17 protein-coding genes are annotated in these 19,525 nt (G+C 68.0%); 9 read left to right on the forward strand and 8 right to left on the reverse strand.

Annotated features, from left to right (window positions below):
* Nucleotides 1-3: 3 nt before the first annotated feature.
* Nucleotides 4-399, reverse strand: a complete 396-nt coding sequence (locus NWF24_RS13320; protein WP_093073981.1) for a DoxX family protein — start codon at nt 397-399, stop codon at nt 4-6.
* A 168-nt stretch (nt 400-567) separates the two neighbouring features.
* On the opposite strand from NWF24_RS13320, the gene NWF24_RS13325 reads away from it, so the two are divergent.
* From NWF24_RS13325 to NWF24_RS13340, 4 genes are all read left to right on the forward strand, one after another.
* Nucleotides 568-1,602 (forward strand): amino acid ABC transporter substrate-binding protein, encoded by a 1,035-nt coding sequence (locus tag NWF24_RS13325; protein WP_258354555.1) that lies wholly within the window; start codon nt 568-570, stop codon nt 1,600-1,602.
* A complete protein-coding gene (locus NWF24_RS13330; RefSeq protein WP_258354556.1) occupies nt 1,599-2,588 on the forward strand; it encodes an amino acid ABC transporter permease in 990 nt (329 codons plus the stop codon). The genes NWF24_RS13325 and NWF24_RS13330 overlap by 4 nt, the downstream gene beginning before the upstream one ends.
* Nucleotides 2,585-3,640 carry an amino acid ABC transporter permease gene (locus NWF24_RS13335; protein ID WP_258354557.1) on the forward strand — a complete coding sequence of 352 codons (1,056 nt, stop codon included), beginning with the start codon at nt 2,585-2,587 and terminating at the stop codon, nt 3,638-3,640. The genes NWF24_RS13330 and NWF24_RS13335 overlap by 4 nt, the downstream gene beginning before the upstream one ends.
* A 270-nt stretch (nt 3,641-3,910) precedes the next feature.
* Nucleotides 3,911-5,272, forward strand: a complete 1,362-nt coding sequence (locus NWF24_RS13340) for a homoserine dehydrogenase (protein ID WP_258354558.1) — start codon at nt 3,911-3,913, stop codon at nt 5,270-5,272.
* Here NWF24_RS13340 and NWF24_RS13345 read toward each other — a convergent pair whose 3' ends face one another.
* Nucleotides 5,273-6,745 (reverse strand): sodium:solute symporter family protein, encoded by a 1,473-nt coding sequence (locus NWF24_RS13345; RefSeq protein WP_258354559.1) that lies wholly within the window; start codon nt 6,743-6,745, stop codon nt 5,273-5,275.
* Nucleotides 6,742-7,047 carry a DUF3311 domain-containing protein gene (locus NWF24_RS13350; RefSeq protein ID WP_258354560.1) on the reverse strand — a complete coding sequence of 102 codons (306 nt, stop codon included), beginning with the start codon at nt 7,045-7,047 and terminating at the stop codon, nt 6,742-6,744. The genes NWF24_RS13345 and NWF24_RS13350 overlap by 4 nt, the downstream gene beginning before the upstream one ends.
* Nucleotides 7,048-7,252: 205 nt before the next feature.
* Here NWF24_RS13350 and NWF24_RS13355 point away from each other — a divergent pair, with 205 nt between their 5' ends.
* The 3 genes from NWF24_RS13355 to NWF24_RS13365 are packed head-to-tail and all read left to right on the forward strand — an operon-like array spanning nt 7,253 to nt 9,226.
* On the forward strand, nt 7,253-7,789 hold the full coding sequence (locus tag NWF24_RS13355) for a cupin domain-containing protein (RefSeq protein WP_093056923.1): 537 nt from the start codon (nt 7,253-7,255) through the stop codon (nt 7,787-7,789).
* 16 nt (nt 7,790-7,805) lie between these two features.
* Complete coding sequence (locus NWF24_RS13360; RefSeq protein WP_258354561.1) at nt 7,806-8,159, forward strand: TIGR04076 family protein; 354 nt, start codon at nt 7,806-7,808, stop codon at nt 8,157-8,159.
* Nucleotides 8,156-9,226, forward strand: coding sequence for an aldo/keto reductase (locus NWF24_RS13365; RefSeq protein WP_258354562.1), 1,071 nt, complete (start codon nt 8,156-8,158; stop codon nt 9,224-9,226). The genes NWF24_RS13360 and NWF24_RS13365 overlap by 4 nt, the downstream gene beginning before the upstream one ends.
* Here the strand turns inward: NWF24_RS13365 and NWF24_RS13370 are convergent.
* The 3 genes from NWF24_RS13370 to NWF24_RS13380 are packed head-to-tail and all read right to left on the reverse strand — an operon-like array spanning nt 9,192 to nt 11,936.
* Nucleotides 9,192-9,602, reverse strand: a complete 411-nt coding sequence (locus NWF24_RS13370) for a PPC domain-containing DNA-binding protein (RefSeq protein ID WP_258354563.1) — start codon at nt 9,600-9,602, stop codon at nt 9,192-9,194. The genes NWF24_RS13365 and NWF24_RS13370 overlap by 35 nt on opposite strands.
* 4 nt (nt 9,603-9,606) lie before the next feature.
* A complete protein-coding gene (pgm, locus tag NWF24_RS13375) occupies nt 9,607-11,262 on the reverse strand; it encodes a phosphoglucomutase (alpha-D-glucose-1,6-bisphosphate-dependent) (protein ID WP_258354564.1) in 1,656 nt (551 codons plus the stop codon).
* Nucleotides 11,259-11,936, reverse strand: a complete 678-nt coding sequence (locus tag NWF24_RS13380; RefSeq protein WP_258354565.1) for an HAD family hydrolase — start codon at nt 11,934-11,936, stop codon at nt 11,259-11,261. Before NWF24_RS13380 ends, pgm begins: the two co-directional genes overlap by 4 nt.
* 206 nt (nt 11,937-12,142) lie before the next feature.
* Between NWF24_RS13380 and NWF24_RS13385 the strand changes: the two genes are divergently transcribed.
* Complete coding sequence (locus NWF24_RS13385) at nt 12,143-12,487, forward strand: hypothetical protein (protein WP_093173357.1); 345 nt, start codon at nt 12,143-12,145, stop codon at nt 12,485-12,487.
* A gap of 118 nt (nt 12,488-12,605) precedes the next feature.
* Nucleotides 12,606-13,970: a putative bifunctional diguanylate cyclase/phosphodiesterase gene (locus NWF24_RS13390; protein WP_258354566.1), complete on the forward strand. Its 1,365-nt coding sequence runs from the start codon at nt 12,606-12,608 to the stop codon at nt 13,968-13,970.
* Between the two features lie 19 nt (nt 13,971-13,989).
* On the opposite strand, the gene NWF24_RS13395 is transcribed toward NWF24_RS13390, so the two are convergent.
* Together NWF24_RS13395 and bcsZ are read right to left on the reverse strand one after the other, a co-directional pair.
* Nucleotides 13,990-18,294, reverse strand: coding sequence for a cellulose synthase subunit BcsC-related outer membrane protein (locus NWF24_RS13395; protein ID WP_258354567.1), 4,305 nt, complete (start codon nt 18,292-18,294; stop codon nt 13,990-13,992).
* Nucleotides 18,270-19,523 (reverse strand): cellulose synthase complex periplasmic endoglucanase BcsZ, encoded by a 1,254-nt coding sequence (bcsZ, locus tag NWF24_RS13400; RefSeq protein ID WP_258354568.1) that lies wholly within the window; start codon nt 19,521-19,523, stop codon nt 18,270-18,272. Before bcsZ ends, NWF24_RS13395 begins: the two co-directional genes overlap by 25 nt.
* Nucleotides 19,524-19,525 lie beyond the last annotated feature (2 nt).

Raw genomic sequence — 19,525 nt, forward strand, 5'->3', positions numbered from 1 at the left:
TGATCAGTTGTATTTGCTGCTGAGCGCGAAGCGGCCACCGCCCATGAAGGCAAGAGCAAGCGCCGCGAACAGGAACATGCCTTGCAGTTCCAGCGCCCAGCCGCCTTGCTTGCCGAGCGAGGTCAGGTCCTTCATATGGACCAGCGCGAATGCCACCAGCATGTTGATGACCACGATCCACGCCGCAGGACGCGTGTAGAGGCCGATGATCAGCAGCACGGGCGCCACCACCTCGCCGATGTAGACCAGATAGGCCAGCGCGCCCGGCAGCCCGTGCTGGGCCAGCATGCCGGAGATGAAGCCGACGCCGCCTTGCAGCTTGGCGATGCCGTGCAGCAGGATCAGGACGCCAAGCGAAACGCGCAGGATGAACTTGCCGGTGTCGTCGGATTTGACCATTTGTGTGGATTCCATTGGAGTGGTTGATTGGAGGGCCGTATGGTAGTGAACCTGTGGCGCTTCGAGCCAGCCTTTTGCGGCGCATATGCATCCAACCCGGAGTTCTTTGGCAGAGTCTGGTGTCGGCCCGTACACTGCCTTTTGCCTACTCTTGAGGAGAACACACCAATGAACAATCGATTCCGCCCGGCACTGCTCGTGGCCGCTTCCGTCATCGCCTTGGCCGCGGCCGCACCGGCCTTCGCCGGCAAGACGCTCGACGCGGTCAAGCAACGCGGCACCGTCAAGTGCGGCGTGACCAACGGCGTGGCGGGCTTTTCCGCGCCAGACACACAGGGCAACTGGTCGGGCCTCGACGTCGACACCTGCCGCGCCATTGCGGCGGCCGTGCTCGGCGACGGCAAGAAGGTCGACTTCGTGCCGCTCAACTCGCAGCAGCGCTTCTCGGCCCTGCAGGCCGGCGAAATCGACATCCTCGCGCGCAACACCACCTGGACGCTCACGCGCGACGCCTCGCTGGGCTTCAACTTCACCACCATCACCTACTACGACGGCCAGGGCTTCCTGGTGCCGAAAAAGCTCAAGGTGACAAGCGCCAAGCAGCTCAAGAACGCGACCATCTGCACGCAGTCGGGCACCACCAACGAGAAGAACGTCTCCGACTACTTCCGTGCCCAGAACATCCCGGTGAAGACGGTCGTCTTCGAGAGCTTCGAAGCTTCGTTCAAGGCCTTCTTCTCGGGCCGCTGCCAGGCCTTCACGACCGACGCCTCGGCGCTGGCCGGCCTGCGCAACAAGGAAGCGCCGAACCCCGACGACTACATCATCCTGCCCGAGCTGATCTCCAAGGAGCCTCTCGCGCCCCTGGTGCGTCGTGGCGACGACGAGTGGTTCGCCATTGCCAAGTGGGTGCCCAACGCGCTCATCGAGGCCGAGGAATTCGGCGTGACGCAGGCCAATGCCGATGAGCTCAAGGCCAGCAGCAAGGACCCGGGGCAGCAGCGCCTGGTCGGCACCGGCGAAGACCTCGGCAAGCTGCTGGGCCTCGACAAGGACTGGTCGTTCCGCGCAATCAAGGCTGTGGGTAACTACGGCGAGATGTTCGAGCGCAACGTTGGACCGAAGTCGGTGCTGAAGCTGCCGCGTGGCTCCAACAACCTCTGGAGCAAGGGCGGTCTGATCTACGCACCCCCGGTTCGATGAACGGCGGGGCCTCGCGCCGCGGGGTCTGGCTGGCGTGGGCCGTCCAGGCACTGCTGGTGCTGGCCGTGGTGGCCGGCGCGGTCTGGGTGGTTCACCATGCGCTCGAGGTGCTTCGCGCGCGCGGAGTTCGCTCGGGCTTCGACTTTCTCACCGAGCCCGCGGGCTTTTCCATCAGCGAGGGCTGGCTCGACTTCGATGCCAGCCAGCCGTTCTGGCGCGCCTTTCTCGCGGGCCTGATCAACACGGTGCGCGCGGCCGTGCCAGCGGCGATCTTCTCGGTCGTGCTCGGCACGCTGATCGGCATAGGACGGCTCGCGCCGCACGTGCTGCTGCGCGGCATCTGCACCGCGTACGTCGAACTGCTGCGCAACGTGCCGCTGCTGGTGCAATTGCTGATGCTGGCCTTTGCCATGGCCAACCTGCTGCCCGACCCGACCGAGCCGCTGCGGCTGCTGCCGGGCGTGTGGCTGAGCAAGGGCGGGCTCAGCGTGCCGTGGCCCATGGTGGGCGAGGGCGGTCTGCATTTCGAGTTTCCCGAGCGTGGTGATTTTGGCGTGAGCGGTGGCGCTGCGCTGAGCCCCGAGTACGTGACCATCGTCGCGGGCCTGAGCTTCTATTCGGCCGCCTTCGTGGCTGAGATCGTGCGCGCGGGCATCCTGTCGGTGTCGCAGGGGCAGGTGCTGGCGGGGCAGGCACTGGGGCTGTCGCCGGTGCAGCAACTGCGCATCGTCGTGCTGCCGCAGGCGCTGCGGGTGATCGTGCCTTCGCTCACCAACCAGCTGTTGAGCCTCACCAAGAATTCGTCGCTGGCGGTGGCTGTGGGCTATCCGGAGCTGGTGTCGGTGGCCAACACCACCATCGGCTCCAACGGCCGCGCCTTCGAGTGCATCGCGATCATCATGGCGGTCTACCTGCTGCTGTCGCTGCTGATCTCCTTCGGCATGAACCGCTACAACGCGCGCGTTGCATTGCGAGGCTGGCGATGAGGAACGTTGCACAAGGCCCCATTGCATGGCGCAGTGAACTCTGGGGTTCGCCGCTGCGCTCGCTGGCCACGGTGATGTTGCTGGCCCTGCTGGCATGGGGCGGCTTCCACGTCGTCGAATGGGGCATCGTGCATGCGGTGTTCCGGGCTGACGCCGAGGCTTGCCGCGCGGTGCAGCATGGCGCGTGCTGGGGCGTGGTGGCCGAGAAATGGCGGCCGATGCTTTTCGGGCGCTTTCCATATGAAGAGCAGTGGCGTCCGGCCATCGCGGTGGTCGTGCTGTCTGCTGTCACGATGCTCAGCGCCTGGCCGCGCAGCTGGCGCTGGTGGCTGGTGCCGCTGTGGGCTGCTGCATTGCTGCTGTTCGTGCTGTTGATGCGCGGTGGCGTGCTCGGCCTGGCCCAGGTGCCGACGAGCCGCTGGGGCGGCCTGCCGCTGACCATCGGGCTGGCGGTGGTGGGGCTGGCGCTGGCCTTTCCGCTGGCCTTGCTGCTGGCGCTGGGGCGCCGCTCGGGCTGGCCCGTGGTGCGCACGCTGAGCGCGAGCTATATCGAGCTGGTGCGCGGCGTGCCGCTGATCTCGGTGCTGTTCATGGCCTCGTTCCTGCTGCCGCTGCTGTGGCCGGCCGGATGGCAGCCTGACGTGCTGGTGCGCGTGCTCGCGGGCCTCGTGCTGTTCGTAGCTGCCTATCTGGCGGAAATCATCCGCGGTGGCCTGCAGGCCGTGCCGCGCGAGCAGACCGAAGTGGCCATGGCGCTGGGCTTCGGCCGCTGGCCGGTGCAGCGCGACATCGTGCTGCCGCAGGCGCTGCGCCTCGTCGTGCCCGCGCTCACCAACAGCGTGGTCGGCACGCTGAAAGACACCTCGCTCGTCACCGTGGTCGGCCTGTTCGAGCTGACCGGCGCGCTCGGGCTGGCGCTCGGCGGCGACCCGACATGGCGGCCGTTCTACCTCGAGGGCTATCTCTTCATCGCCGTGGTGTACTGGGTGCTGTGCTTCGGGCTCTCTCGCTACAGCGTGTGGCTCGAAAAGCGGCTGTCGGCCGCTCCCTGAGCCAAGCGCCGCCGGGCTCCTGTACACTCCGGGCCTTCATGTCGAGCCACAACTCCCACCCCGCATCCAACGCAGCCCTGATGGCTCGCATGATGCCGCCTGCCTCCGCGCAGGCGATGGTTGTTGCTCGAATGATTACCACCATTACCACCGCGGTCACCTGACACGCGCAGGTGGCCGTTCCGGCAGCCACCTGGTGTATCGCTCTCTCCCCGAACGAATGAACCCAGCTCTGGCAGCTGGGTTTTGTTTTTTCGTCTGGAGATGTCCATGTACCGCGATCCCGTTGAATCCTTCGAGCCCTTGCACAGCCGCCCCGCGGCCATTCGTACCCTGCGCGTGGGGATGATTGGCATCGGCACCGTGGGCTCGGGCACCTTCCGCGTGCTGGCGCGCAACCGGGCCGACATCGCGGCGCGTGCCGGCCGTTCGATCGAGCTCGTGATCGTCGCGGCGCGCAACCTGGCGCGGGCCGCCGGCATCGTGGGAGAGGGCGTTCCGCTCACGGCCGACGCAATGCATGTGGCCACGCACCCCGATGTCGACGTGGTGGTGGAAGTGGCAGGCGGCACAGGCCCGGCGCGCGACTGGGTGCTGGCCGCCATCGCGCACGGCAAGCACGTGGTGACGGCCAACAAGGCCCTGTTGGCAGTGCACGGCACCGAGATCTTCGCCGCCGCGCGGGAGAAAGGCGTGGTCGTCGCCTACGAGGGGGCAGTGGCCGTGAGCATCCCCATCATCAAGGCGCTGCGTGAAGGCCTTGCGGCCAACCGCATCGAGTGGGTGGCCGGCATCATCAATGGCACCACCAACTTCATCCTGAGCAAGATGCGCGACGAGGGCCTCGACTTCGCCGCCGCGCTCGCGCAAGCACAGGCGCTGGGCTATGCGGAAGCCGACCCGACTTTCGACATCGAAGGCATCGACGCCGCCCACAAGCTGACCCTGCTCGCCGCCAACGCTTTCGGCATGCCGCTGCGCTTTGCCGATGCGCAGGTGGAGGGCATCACCGCCCTGCAGGGTGTGGACGTGGCGTGTGCCGAACAGCTCGGCTACCGCATCAAGCTGCTGGGCGTGGCGCGGCGGCAAGCATCTGGCGTTGAACTTCGCGTGCAGCCTGCGCTAGTACCCGAAGACCACCTGATGGCGCATGTGAAGGGCTCGATGAACGCCGTCATGGTCAAGAGCGACGCGGCTGGCCTCACGATGTACTACGGCGCGGGCGCCGGCTCGGAGCAAACGGCTTCGGCCGTGATCGCCGACCTCGTGGACGTGGCGCGGCTCGACGGCGTCGACGCCGCGCAGCATGTGCCGCACCTGGGCGTTCACGCGCATGCGACGAATGCATTGGCGGTGCTGCCGCGCGCGGCCGTCGACACCTCACACTACCTGCGCGTGCCGGTGCATGCGGTCGGCCAGATCCAGGCGGTCACGGCCTGTCTCGCAGCGCAGAAGGTGCCCGTGCGGCAAGTCGCGCTGGCGGCCGAGTGCACCGGCGCGGGACCGCAGGTGCTGGTGCTGGCCGGGCCGGTGGTGCAGGGCGCGCTCGACCTCGCCGTGCATGCACTTCAGGCGCGGCCCGAAGTAGCCGGCCCGGTGGTCACGCTGCGCGTGGAAGCGTTGGAAGGCTGATCAGGCCGCCCGGATCTGCAACCCCAGCGCGACCGCATCGCGCTGCGGCGCCCGGGTGGCCAGGCTCACCACCACGACCACGGCCGCATTGATCGCCATTGCAATCAGCCCCGCCTCCCACTGCGGCACCGCGGTCGCCCAGAACTTCGCAGCGAACGGTGCCAGCAGCGCAACGAAGCCCGCGACCAGACCGGCCAGCACGCCGACCGCGCTCGTGCGCTTCCAGAGGAACCCGAGGAACACACCCGGCGCGAGCATGCCGATGGCCGAATAGGCGTCGAGCAAAATCTTCACCAGCGAGCCCTTCTGGCTGATCGACAGCCACACCGCAATCGCCGCGAACACCACCAACGAGCCGCGAGACAAGGCCAGCGACCCGCGCTCGCCCAGCCCCGGGCGAAACGGCCGCACCACGTTGCGCGTGAAGATCGAGCCCGCCGTCAGCAGCAGCAGCGAGCCCGGTGCCAGCGCCAGCAAAAAGCCCGTGCCAGCCAGCAGCCCGACCGTCCAGGCCGGGTAGCGGTCCGACACGAACTGCAGCAGGGCCGCGTTCAGGTTACCGCCCGGCGGCTGCGTGTTCGCCAGAAGCGCCGCGAAGCCGAGCAGGATGATGAAAAAGTAGGCCAGCGAATACAGCGGCTGCCAGATCGCGTTGCGCCGGATCGCGGTGGCGCTGTGCGCCGTGTACGACATCTGGAACAGGTGCGGAAAGACCCAGTTGCCCAGCGCGATGTTGATGGCCGAGGTCATGAGCCAGATCGCCGTGGTGGGCGAGGTGGCGTCGAGTCCCGGGAACTTGCCGATGCCCGGGTGCTTGGCTTCCGCCATCGAGAACAGGTCCATCAGCGAGGCTGCTCCGACCTTGCTGGCCACCGTCACGCTGAGCAGCACCACGACGACGACCATCAGGATGTCTTTCACGCCGGCCGCGAAGGCGGCGGAGCGCACACCGGCCGCGAACACGAAGGCGATCATCAGCACGCCCGCGCCGATGGTCGCGGCTTCGCTCGAGATGCTGTTGCCCAGCGTGAGTTGCACGATCAGCCCGAGGCTGACGAGCTGGATCTGCACGTACACGACCAGCGACGCAATGCCCACCAGGCCCGTCAGCACGCCGAGCCAGGGTGCGTCGTAGCGCGCGGCGAAGAAGTCCGATTGCGTGAGCAGCCCGCGCAGCCGTCCCGCGCGCCAGATCTTCGGCATCAGCCAGTAGCCGACCGCGTAACTCATCGAGACGGAGCAGAACGCGAGGTACGCGGGCGCTCCCAGTGCCCAGGCGTAGCCCGAGATGCCGAGCACCGCGAAGGTCGTGTAGACCTCGCCCGCATTCATGAACCAGAACACGAGCGTGCCGAGGCTGCGGCCGCCCACGGCCCAGTCGGCAAAGCTCTTGCCGTGGCGCGTGCGGCGGCCGTAGGCCATGGCGCCTGCCACCGTGGCCAGCAGGATGGCGAGGACGATTGCGAGTTTCATGCCGCGCCGTCCTTGTCGTTCTTGCCAGCGTCTTCGGCCTTCAGGCTCCTGTCGAGGAAGTCGGCCTCTTCGGCCTCGACGCCGGCCCGGGCGTCGAGCCTGAAGACGATCGCGATCACCACGCTCGTGAGCACGATGCCCGCCATCTGCCAGAACATGGGAAAGGGCATGCCGAAGGGCCTGGCCGCGATGTCGTTCACCGCCGGCGCGAGGCAGGCCTGCCAGACGAAGGGGAAGACCAGCAACCATCGATGGCCGAGGCGGGGTGAATCGCTGCTGCGCGCGGGAGGGGTGTCGACCATCTCTCTGCTCCTGTAAAGTGATACTGCACAAAAACTGGCTGGAGTGTGCAATCGGATTGTCGAAAAGCGCAAGCTGGATTTCAGCTACTACCCGAGAAAATACCAATGCACAAATGTGACGCGAGTGCACCATTGACGTGCAGCCACACAGCACATACCATCGCCATCCAATGAAGCCACACTGCACAGACAACGGAGCGACCGGATGATCGGCGAGCGATTGAAAGAGCTGCGGACCGTGCGCGGCCTGTCCTTGCGCGAGCTCGCAGCCCAGGCCGGTGTGTCGGCCACGCTGCTCAGCCAGATCGAGCGCTCGGTCACCGACCCGAGCCTCGAAACCATGCGCCGGCTGGCCGGCGTGTTCGGCGAATCGGTCTCGTCGCTGTTCTCCGAGCCCGCGCCGCCCTCGGTGTGGATCAGCCGTCCGGGCGAACGCTCGCTGCTCACTGCGCCCAAGGGGCAGGTCGGATACGAGCGCCTGACGGCCGGCAACGGCCAGCTCGAAGTGCTGCGCGCCGTGCTCCAGCCGGGTCAGGTGTCGGCGGACGAACCGCGCGGCCACGCATCGACTGAGTGCGTGTACGTGGTCGCGGGCGCGCTGGTGGCGCAGATCGCGGGCGTCGACTACCCGGTGCTGGCGGGCGAGAGCATCTCGTTCGACTCGCGCCTGCCGCATCGCTATCTGAACCAGTCGCAGGCGCCGACCGAAATCATCCTGTCGGTGACGCCGCCCAACCCCTGAACACGCGAGGCCCACGATGACCCCCGACCCCAGTTTCACGCTCCACGACCTGCGCGTCGAAGTCGTCGCGCCGGAAGGCGCCCGCATCTACTGCGGTGCCAAGGTCGGCGACTATTTCGAGCTGCGCGGCGAGATGCTGCATCTGCCCGAGGGGCAGGGCTTCTCGATTTATTCGCTGGGCGCCTTGCTGCCGCTGCTGGCCGCCAAGCAGCGGCCCACCGACGCGAACGACTGGATGAGCACCGACGCCGAGGTGGCCTGCCCCGACCCGAACTGCCCCTCGCGCTTTCGCATCACCCGCATGGGGCTGCGCACTTTTCGCCACGCCGACACCACGGCGGTTGTCCATCCATCGAACGAGTCTTCATGAATCCCTCGCAGCATTCGCACCATCGCATCGAGCTCGCGCCCGGCTATGAAATTTCCCGCCTGCTGAAGGGAGGATGGCAACTGGCCGGCGGCCACGGCGACGTGGATCATGCAGGTGCCATCGCCGACATGGCGGCTTACTACGACGCTGGCATCACCACCTTCGATTGCGCCGACATCTACACCGGCGTGGAAGAAATGATCGGCGAGTTCCGCGCCGACTACCTGCAGCGCCACGGCCGCGACAGCCTTTCCCAACTGCGCGTGCACACCAAGTTCGTGCCCGACCTCGCCCTCCTGCCGAGCATCGACAAGCGCCAGGTCGAGCAGATCATCGATCGCTCGCTGAAGCGCCTGCGCATGGAGCGGCTCGACCTCGTGCAGTTCCACTGGTGGGACTACGGCGTGCCGCGCTACCTCGAGGTGGCGCACTGGCTCCTGGAGTTGCAGCGCGCCGGCAAGATCGACCGCGTGGGCGGCACCAATTTCGACACGGCGCATGTGCGCGAACTGGCCGACGCCGGCGCGCCGCTGTTCAGCATGCAGGTGCAGTATTCGCTGCTCGACCAGCGGCCCTTGCCGCTGATGACGCCGTACTGCGAGCAATCAGGCATGAAGCTGCTGTGCTACGGCAGCGTGGCCGGCGGCTTCCTCTCGGAGCGCTGGCTCGGCGTGAGCGACCCAGGCCAGTCGTTCGAGAACCGCTCGCTGGTCAAGTACAAGCTCATCATCGACGACTTCGGCGGCTGGGACCTGTTCCAGCAACTGCTGGCGCAGCTCAAGCAGATCGCGCTGCGGCATGGCGTGTCGATTTCGACCGTGGCGATGCGCTGGGTGCTGCAGCAGCCGTCCGTCGCGGCAGTGATCGTCGGCGTGCGGCGCGGCGACCACCTGGCGGACCACCTGAAGGTGCTCGACCTGCAACTCGACGCGGCCGACCTCGCGTCGCTTGATGCAGTGCTCTCGCAACGCAACGCGCCGAGCGGCGATGTCTACGCCGTCGAGCGCGACCTCGAAGGCCGCCATGGCCGGATCATGAAGTACGACCTGAACGACAAACCGCACTGAGTTCGGCGTAGCCGGTGAGCGGGTCGTGCGTGCGCGCGAACTGCCAGTCGGGCAGCACGGCGATGAGGATTTCTGCCGTGGTGCGCACCGAGCATCCGGGCGCTGCATGGCCTCCGAAGACCCGCCCCTCGGCATCCGACACGCTGATGTGAAGATGCGAGCCGTCCGGCGAGAGGCTGCCCGCGAGCGTGAGAATTTCCAGGTCGCCTTCGATGCGCGCCGCGCTCTCTGCGCCTGCAAAGCGGATGCTCGCGCCGCTCAGGCTGCCGATGCCCGAAACCACGAACGCAGCCTCGGCACCGCCTTGCTTCAATGCCGAATCGAGCGAGGCGCGCAGGTCGTCGCCCGGGTTCAGCCGCAGCACCAGCGTCTGCATGCGTTCAGGCTCCCGAGAGCGCTCCGTCCACCACCTGCTGAGCCTCTTCGAGGATGCGCGCGAGGTGTTCCTTGCCCTTGAAGCTCTCGCCGTAGATCTTGTAGATGTTCTCCGTGCCCGAGGGCCGCGCGGCGAACCAGCCGTTGTCGGTCACGACCTTCACGCCGCCGATGGCCGCGCCGTTGCCCGGCGCATGGCTCAGCACATTGACGATCTTGTCGCCCGCCAGCTCGGTCGAACGGATCTGTTCCGGCGACAGGCTCGACAGCCGCTTCTTCTGCTCGACGGTGGCTGCTGCATCCACGCGGTCTGACACCGGCTGGCCCAGCGCCTGCGTCAGCTCGGCGTAGCGCTCGCCCGGGTCGCGCCCGGTGCGCGCGGCGATCTCGGCCGAGAGCAGGGCAGGCACCAAGCCGTCCTTGTCGGTGGTCCACACCGAGCCGTCCTTGCGCAGGAAGGTCGCGCCCGCGCTTTCCTCGCCGCCGAAGGCCAGCGACGCATCGACCAGCCCGTCTACGAACCACTTGAAGCCCACCGGCACCTCGTACAGCCTGCGGCCAAGCCGTGCGGTGACGCGGTCGATCATCTGGCTGCTCACCACCGTCTTGCCGACCGCTGCCTGCGCCGGCCATTGCGGGCGGTGCGTGTAGAGGTAGTCGATCATCACCGCGAGGTAGCTGTTGGGTTGCATCAACCCGGTGCTGCCCGAGACGATGCCGTGGCGGTCGTGGTCGGTGTCGCAGGCGAAGGCGATGCCGAAGCGGTCCTTCAGTTCGATCAGCTTGTGCATGGCGTCGGGCGACGACGGGTCCATGCGGATGCGACCGTCCCAGTCGAGTGACATGAAGCGGAAGGTCGGGTCGACCTCCTGGCTCAGCACGTTCAGGCGCGTGAGCTTGTAGCGCTCGGCAATCGCGGGCCAGTAGCGCACACCCGCGCCGCCCAGCGGATCGACACCCAGGTCGAGGTTCACGTCACGGATCGCGTCCATGTCGAGCACTTGCGCCAGGTCTTCGACGTAGGTGTTCAGGTAGTCGTGCCGGTGCGTGGTCGATGCGCGCAGCGCCTGCGCGAGCGGCATGCGCTTCACGCCTTCGAGCTTGTTCGCCAGCATCTTGTTGGCCGCCGCCTCGACGGCGGAGGTGATGTCGGTGCCGGCCGGCCCACCGTTCGGCGGGTTGTACTTGAAGCCGCCGCTCTCGGGCGGGTTGTGCGAGGGCGTGATGACGATGCCATCGGCCAGACCGCTTGTGCGCCCACGGTTGTAGACCAGGATGGCGTGCGACACGGCCGGCGTCGGCGTGTATTCGTCGTCCTTCGAGATCATCAGCTCGACGCCGTTGGCCGCGAGCACCTCGACAGCGCTGCTGAAGGCAGGCGTCGACAGCGCATGCGTGTCGATGCCGAGGAAGAGCGGACCGTCGATGCCTTTCTGCTTGCGGTAGTCGCAGATGGCCTGGCTGATCGCCAGCACGTGCCATTCGTTGAATGCATCGTCGAAGGAGGAGCCGCGATGCCCCGAGGTGCCGAAGGCCACGCGCTGGCTGGCCACCGACGGATCGGGCCGACCGGTGTAGTAGGCCGAGATCAGGCGCGGCACGTTGACCAGCAGTTCGAGAGGGGCGGGCTTTCCCGCGAGAGGGTTGGTTGCTTGGCTCATGTCGATGGAAAGTCAAAGTTGATCAGGTCGCCGATGCGTTCGACGGTGATGTCGGCAGGGGCGTAGGCGGCAATGGCCTGCTCATCAAGTGCATAGTGCCCTTGCCGCACGAAGACCGTCGTCAGACGAGGCCCCCAGATGGCCTTCATGGCCGAAAGAATGCGCAGCTTGTCGTCCACCATCACGTAGTGCTGGGCGGGGTGGCACTGCTCGATGGTGTCGAGCATCTGCTCCTTGTGCACGTAGATCAGCACGCGGCCCTCGGTGGAGTCCCACAGGCCCGAGCGCTGCACCTTGCGCGGCTGGAACACCACGTCGCCGTCAGACAGGATCACCGTGGGCCCGTGGCGGCGCAGGTGCTTCAGGGCTTCCAGCGCGCCGGGGTAGAGCCGGTCGGCAAAGGGGTAGTCGATGAGAAAGCTCGACATCAGCAGCAGCCGCGAATCGCTCATGCCGCGGCGGCTCTCTTCGGCGCGGTAGCGCTGCAGGGCGCCGAGGTAGTCGACGTAGCCGAGCTCGCTGCGCAATTGCTCGAAGGCCACCCAGTAGCGGCCGGCGCTTTCGGCGCCGAAGGCCTGCTCGAGATGGGCGCGAAGATCGGCCACGACGCGGTCGTTGTCGAGCAGGGTGTTGTCGACGTCGATCAGGAAGACGGTGGCGGGAGGAGGTGTCATGGGTGTGCGGCCAAAGTGCCTGAACTGGGGCCCGAACTGCGCGTGTCGCGGCCAGCATACGCCCTGAATGACCCCGAATGCGACGCCAGACAGCCGTCGCGTGAATTGGTTGCCGCTTTGCGGACCATTGACTTAATCCCTGCCACGGGAGTGGCCCCGGAGTCGAATAAGCTTCCGCCCAGATTGAAGAAGAAGGAGCAAGACAGATGCGCATCACGAACGGTCGACTCCGGGCCGGCTTGCCGGCTGTGGCCCTGGGCCTTTTGCTGGCTGGCTGCCAGACGCCCCCGGCCGACCGGCCCCTGACATCGGAAGTGCCTGAACCCCCGAGCTTCGTCACACCGCCGGAAACCTGCCAGGCCACGGCCGTGCGTTTCGGCCTGGGGTTGCGCATCAGCCAGCAACTGCTGGAAGAAATGCGCCAGCGCTCCGGCGCCCGCGTGGCACGCACCGTGCTGGCCACCGAAGCCGCCGACCCGGCGCAAGACATGACGCGGCTCAACGTGCAGGTCGAGCCCACCGGACGCGTGGTGGGCGCCTATTGCGGCTAGCCACACTGTATGCACGAGTGTTGTTCGTACACCTCGTCTGTAACAAAATCTCACTGCAAGGTGTGGAACGGCCCGGATTGGGAGAACAATAGCCCGCGACTTTCGGAGCCCCAGTCTTTTGTCGAACCAGCAACCCACAGTCTCCTTGCCGTCGTACTACGACGGGTCGGCACGTCTTCCGCCGGATGAAGTGCTGCGCCCGTTGATGGCCGACTGGGCCCGCGCCGGCAAACGCCTGGCTGCCGTCTGCTACATCGACGTCGACCGCTTTGCCGAGCTGAACGATCACCTCGGCATGGTCGCCGGCAATGCGGCCCTTGAAGAGGTGGCTCGCCGCATCAAGGCCCAGCTGCCGCGCGAGAGCGTGATGGCCCGTGTGGGCGGCGACGAGTTCGCGGCCCTGTTCGCCGGTATCGGAACCTCGCAGTGCACCCAGGTGCTCGAGCGCATCCAGGCCTCGCTCGGCGAGCCCTGGAGCTGGCGCGACCAGACAGCCAGCATCGGCGCGAGCATCGGCGCCATGATGCTCGACAGCAACGGCCCGCCACCAGAGACAGCCCTGCGCCAGGCGCAGCACGCGGCCTTCTTCGCCAAGCGCGCGGCCGACGGCAAGGTGCATTACTTCGACGCGCCCCAGGCGCGCGCCGATGAACAGGTGGTGCGCGAGCGCCAGCGCATCCAGGAAGGCCTGCTGCAGGGCGAGTTCTTCCTGGTCTACCAGCCCAAGGTCGACATGCGGCGCGGCGTGGTGGCCGGTGTCGAGGCGCTGATCCGCTGGCAGCACCCCGAGCGCGGCCTGCTGCCGCCGGCGCAGTTCGTGCCGCTGATCGAAGACGACCAGCTGGTCGAGCAGGTGGGCGACTGGGCCATTGCCACGGCCCTGTGGCAGGCGCACCAGTGGCGCCTGGCGGGCCTTCAGATTTCGGTGAGCGTGAACGTGGCGCCGCGCCACATGATGCGCTGGGACTTCGTCGAACGGCTCGCGCGGCACCTGGCGCAGTTTCCGAAGATGGGCGTGGGCATGCTCGAGCTCGAAATCCTCGAGACCACGGCGATCAGCCAGTTTGCGAACGTCGCGTTGTTCGTCGAGGCCTGCAAGATGCTGGGCGTGGGCGTCACCATCGACGACTTCGGCACCGGGTACTCGTCGCTCACCTACCTGCGGCAATTGCCGGTGTCGACCGTGAAGATCGACCAGTCCTTCGTGCGCGGCATGCTCGACAACGACCAGGACCGCGCCATCGTGCAGGGCATCGTCGCGCTGCTGCACGCGCTCGGCCTCACGGCTGTGGCCGAGGGGGTGGAAACGGTGAAGCAGGGCGAAGCGCTGCTTGCGCTGGGCTGCACGCTGGGCCAGGGCTACGGCATCGCGATGCCGATGGCGGCCAAGGACATCGTGCAATGGGTGGCGCAGTATGAGAGCGCCCCGCTATGGGGCAAGGACGAACGGCCCGGCGTGGCGGCGTTGCCCGACGTCGCCTAGCTCACGGACCCTGCCGGAATCAGAGCAACGGCGTATAGGGCGAGGTCATGGGTTTCAGCGTGGTGCCGCTTCCGCCGTCATACCCGGGCGCCCCGATGCTGCTCGAACCGCCGAACACGTAGCGCAGATAGATGCTGCTCGTGAACTGCCGATAGTTCTGCGCGTTGTTGAAGCCCAGCGCGCCGCCCAGGAACATCTTCGGCGCCAGCTGGTACTCGAGCACCGCAGCCAGGTTGTAGGCAAGGCCGGTCTTGGAGCTGCTGGCATACATGTTGTTGTATGCCGCGCTGCTCAGGCCCAGCGCCAGCGCCTGTACGGCCGCGCTAGACGCCGCGCTGTTGCGCGACGGATCCGTAGGGAAGTAGGGCGATGTCTTCTGGGTGAACGACTGCACCCCGAGCGACGCGTTCACGCGCCACGAGAGCCGGTCGCTGCGGCCGGTCCAGTCGACGGGGAAGGCCACGCTCACGAAGCTCTGCGGGCTGAAGTAGCCGCCCTGGCCGAATGTGTAGTAGCTGAGGTTCTTCTCGTAGCCCATCAGCCCGATGTTCATGCCCAGCGTGAGCTTGGAGCCGGGGCTGTTGATCAGGTGCAGGTACGCGCCGCCGCCGGTTTCCACGCGCGAGTTGCTGGCCACGTTCTTGCCGGTGATGCCGTGCGCCGCCAGGTAGCTGTACACGCCGTAGGTGCCGTCGTCGTAGCCGATGTCGCCGCGCACGCCGGTGGCGACCACGCCGCCCCAGCGCTCGTTGGTGCGCTCGTCCTTCGCGCCCGCGAACGACAGCACGCTGTCGGTCACAGCGCGGCGGGAGATGTCGGCCTTGTAGTTCCAGGAGTCGCCGAAGCTTCCCTTGAACGTGACGTTGCCGACCACGTTGGTGGTGGGAAAGCCCAGCGGCGTGGTGCCGATGCCGGCATCGAGGTTCTTGCCTTCGTAGCCCACGTTCAGGCCGACGCCGGACGCGTTCTGCTGGCCAGGCGATGCGCCGGTGGTCAGTGCTTTGAGGGCCGCCGCGGGGCCGCCGCCGAAGCGGCTGCCCGTTGCGTAGTCGCTGGCGGGCGTGCCGGCGTCGAGCACCGTGGGCGTCACGCCCACGACGATCTTGCCTTCGCCGACCGGGAAGCGCGCCTGCACCGGCAACTGGAAATCGGAGAGCCGGCTCAGGCCGGCCTCGCCCGCGCGGTTGCGGTAGACCGTGCCTGCCGTGAGGCTCACCGCGCGCTGCGCCTCCAGTTCCTGCAGCTCCGAGGTCAGCGTGTTGGCAGGCGCGGTGCGCAGCGGTGCATTCCAGCTCGGCTCGGTGCGCGGTGTGTTGGCCTGCGCATAGGCGGCGTTGGCCTGCGGATAGACCGGATAGCCGCCAGGTTGACCGGGTTGAGGCTGCGCCTGCGGAATGTAGACCGGCGCAACCTGCTGCATGCCTGGCACCGGATACTGCGGTAAGGGCTGCATCGATGGTGCAGCGTAGGCCGAGGCTTGCGGCACGTTGTTGCTCGGGTTGTTGCGCGCGTTGCGCGTCGACGCCTTGGCCGTCGACTGGCGGCCCTTGGCGTCCGATGCGGCGGGCGCCGTCGAATTCCAGGGCAGGGCACCTGGCGGGTAGGCCTGCGCGCCTGCCGCGGGGTAAGCGGGATACCCTGCCGCCGGATAAGCCCCGGCGACCGGTGCCGCCGGATAACCCACCGGCTGCGTGCGCGCCTGCGCGAACGGGTTGCCGTTGGCGGGTGGATAGCCCGCGGGCACGGCCGCGCCCGGCGCGCCGCCAGTCATGCCGGCGAACGGATTGGCAGCGGGCATCTGTTGCACGGGCACGCCGCCCGGCGCGAAGCCGCCAGAGGCGACCTGCCGTTCGGCGTCCACCGCGGCACGAAGGTACTGCTCGGCCTTGCGGCTGTCACCCGCGTTGCGGTAGACGCGGCCGGCCGCCGCGAGCACGCGCGACTGGTCGGGCGCCTGCTTCAGCGCGGCCATCACGTAGTTCTCGGCCTCGCTGTGTTCGCGCCGCGCGCTGGCGCTGGCGGCGGCGGCGAGCAGGGTGTCGAGGTCGGTCGGGTTGCGTTGCAGGATGCGCTGGTACAGCGCCAGCGCCTGGCCTTCGTCTCGCGCCGCCGAATACAGGCGTGCCAGTGCGGCCATCGCCTGCGGGTCGTTCGGCCGCTCGGCGAGCACCGGCGCCATGGCGTTGTAGGCAGCCTCGAGGTTGCCGGCTTCGCGCAGGGCGTCGGTCTGGCGCAGCGCGAAGGCCACGCGCAGGTTGTCGAAGTCGTTGCGCTGGGCGGCCGTCATGTTGGCGCTCGCCAGTTGACGCAGCGTGGCCGACAGCTCGATGTCCTGCCTGGTCTTGAGCAGCACCGACGCATACAGCAGCCGGTCGCCGATGCTCGGGCTCGGCGTGCGTGCCAGCAGCTGGCGGCTCATGGAAAGGGCGCGCGGCGCATCGCCGATCTCGGCGTAGGCGCCCGCGAGCTGGCCCCACAGTTCGGCCGGCATGTCGGCGCTGAGCGCCGCCTCGGTCTGCGCGAGCACACCGCGCGCAGCGTCGACCTGGCCCTGGCGGGCCAGTGCCAGCGCGCGCGCAGCCTGCGACTGCGCCCACAGGCGGCGTTGCAGCGCGGCCATGTCGCGTGTGCGCGAGCCGGCAGGAATGCGTTCGAGGTACTGGATGCCCGCCGCCGCATCGCCGGTCTCGGAGGCGAGCAGGGCGCTGGCGTACAGCGCGTCGGGCATGTCGGGTTGCGACATCAGCAGCCCTTCCATCACGCCGCGCGCCTCGGACACCAGGCCTTGCCTGCGATAGATGTTGGCCAGGTCCAGCCGCACCCACGGGCTGTCGGGCGCGGCGAGCATCGCATCTTCGAGCGTGCGCTGCGCGCCAGTGGCATCGCCGGCCTCGGCCTGCTGGCGGGCGCGGTTGCGCGCCTGCTCGACCTGGATGTCGCGCAGGCCGCCGAGTTGGGTGGTCTGTTCGGGCGTGAGGCGGCGGGACAGGGCCAGCGCCTCGTCGGGGCGGCCCGTCTGGCCGTACAGCGAGATCAGGCCGCGCAGCGCCTGCGTGTTCTGCGGCCTGCTCTCGAGCACGCGCTTGTAGCCCTGCTCGGCCTGGGCGTAGTCGCCGGCGGCGGCGCGCAGGTCGGCCAGCGCGTTCTGGCCCACGGGCTCGCGCGGGTCGATGCGCACGGCGCGCTCGTAGAGAGCCTGCGCACCGCGCGTGTCGTTCCTGGCTTGCGCGGCGCGGGCCTGTCCGACCAGCGCCCAGTAGGTGGCGCTTTGCAGTGCCGAATTCCATTTGCCGCCGCCGCCGCGCGCTGCTCGCTCCAGCAGCTCCCGTGCCTCGGCAAAGCGCTCCTGGCGCAGCCGCACGAGGCCCAGGCCGCCCAGCGCCTCGGTGTCGTCCGCCTTGGCGCGCAGCGCCTGCTGGAAGCGCTGCTCGGCGGTGTTCGCGTCACCGCGGTCCAGTGCCTTGAAGCCTTCGCCCACGGGCACGTCGGGTGAATTGGCCGCCGCCGTCTTGGCGGTGGTGAGCGTTTCAAGCCGTGCGGCCACGGCAGCGTCGGTCTGGTTGTTGCCCAGATAGTCCTGGTAGAGAGGAACGTCGGGCTGGCGCGCGTCCAGCCAGATCAGTGCCTGGCGCCAGGCCGCGCGCGCGGCGCCGGCCACGGCGGGCTGCTTCGTCAGCTCGGCCAGTTCGCGGATGCCTGCACGGCGCGTGGCTTCGCTGTAGGTTTTCTGCTGGGCCAATGCAAGACGGTAGCCGGCGTTCTCCGGGTGGTCCTTCACCAGCTGCTCCAGGCCCTTGCGGCCCTCGTCGGCGCCTTGCGGCGTGCTGGCCAGCACCTGGTAGTACTCAAGCGCCATCGCTTCGGGCGGCGGGCGGTTGTCGAACTGGCTGCGGTACAGCTCCACCGCCTCGGCGGAGCGGCCGGCACGCGCTGCGGCGCGGGCGCGCTGCAGCGTGCTTTGCTGGCCGGCCGGTTGCTGCGACTGCTGTTGCAGGCGGGCAATGCGGGCGTCGTTCGGGTTTGCGGTGCGCAGCCGCGCGATCCAGCTGCGCGCCGCTTCGGAATTGCCGCGCGAGAGCTCGACCTGCGCCATGCCGTACATCGCATCGGTCGATTGCGGCTGAACGCTCAGCAGCTTCTTCCAGCTTTCCTCGGCAAGGTCGGCGCGGCCCTGGGCCTGCCAGTAGTTGCCCTGTTCGGTCAGCGCCGCGCTGGCATCGGCCTGTGCATGCGCGGGGTTGGCGGTGCACAGCACGGCGAGCATGCCCAGGCAGGCCATCGGTGCGAGACGCTTCGGCTTCAAGCCGGTCGATTGGAACGGCATAGCGTCCTCCATGAGGTTTGCAGCTGGCCATTGCGACCGAATTCGTACCGGCCGTCGAGCCAGGCCTGGCCGAAAAGCAACAGGCACTGTTCGTAATAAGGCAAGGGCGCCACGGGCGGTGCGGCGCGGCCACCCGGCACGCGGGCGACCTGGGCGGCCAGCGCGTCGGTGGCGCCCAGCGCCTTGAGGTAAGGCAGCATCGCACCCGAAAAACCGAGCGGCGCCATGCCGCGCACAGCGCCGCTCGTGGTGTCGACGTACTCGGGCACCGGCTGGTGGTCGGCCAGCAATTGGCCCGGGCCACGCAGGCTCAGCAGCAGCATCTTGCGCGCCGGGTCCTTGTCGGACAGCATGCCCGCCCAGAGATAGACGCGGATCGCGTCATAGCTGCCGGCAGCGCCCTTCTGCGGATCGGCCACGAAGCCGCGCGAATCCTGCGACCAGGCACACCAGTCGGGCGCGAAGCCCTTCGGCGTGACGGCGCCGAACATGCGCAGCGTGTTCTCGGTGACCTCGCTCCACGGACCGGTCGGGTCGGCCTGCTGGAAGTAGCGCAGCAGCTGCAGCGGCATGTAGCTCGGGTTGAGCCGCCATAGCGGCCCGCCGGCCGCCGACTTGGGCCACGGCAGCAGCATGCGGCCGAGCCCGGGCACGGCGATGACTTCGTCGCGCACCGCCAGCGCCAGCAGGCTGCGGCCGAGTGCGCGGTAGTTGGCGTCGTTCCACAGCCGGCCGGCTTCCATCAGCGCATAGGCGATCCAGAGGTCGGCGTCCGACGCGGCATTGGGGTCGAGCACGCCCCAGCCGCCCTCGGGCTTGCGGCCCCATTGCCAGGCCGGCAGTTGTTTGGCCAGGCTGCCATTCGCGAGGTTGGCTTCGGTCCATGCCAGCACGCGCGCGAAAGTGGCGCGGTCGTTGTGCACCAGCGCGAAGAACATGCCGTAGGACTGGCCTTCGGAAGTCGATTGCTGCTGCGGCGTGTTGAAGTCGATCACCCGGCCGTCGGGCTGGATGTGGCGCGCGGCGAAGGCGGCCCAGTCGGTGGCGGGGTGGCACGTGTCGGCAGGGGCAGCGGCGGCGGATGCGGAAGCCGCGGGCGCTTGGGCCGGTGCGGTCGCCGGTGCCGCTGTCACGAGCTTCGGCAGCGCCAGCGCGAGGCCGGCCGCGCGCAGAAGGGCGCGCCTGCCCGAAAGGCGGTCGTGGGAAGGCGTGATGGGCGAACGTTGCATGG

The sequence above is a fragment of the Variovorax paradoxus genome, from assembly GCF_024734665.1.
In the GTDB taxonomy this organism is placed as follows: domain Bacteria; phylum Pseudomonadota; class Gammaproteobacteria; order Burkholderiales; family Burkholderiaceae_C; genus Variovorax.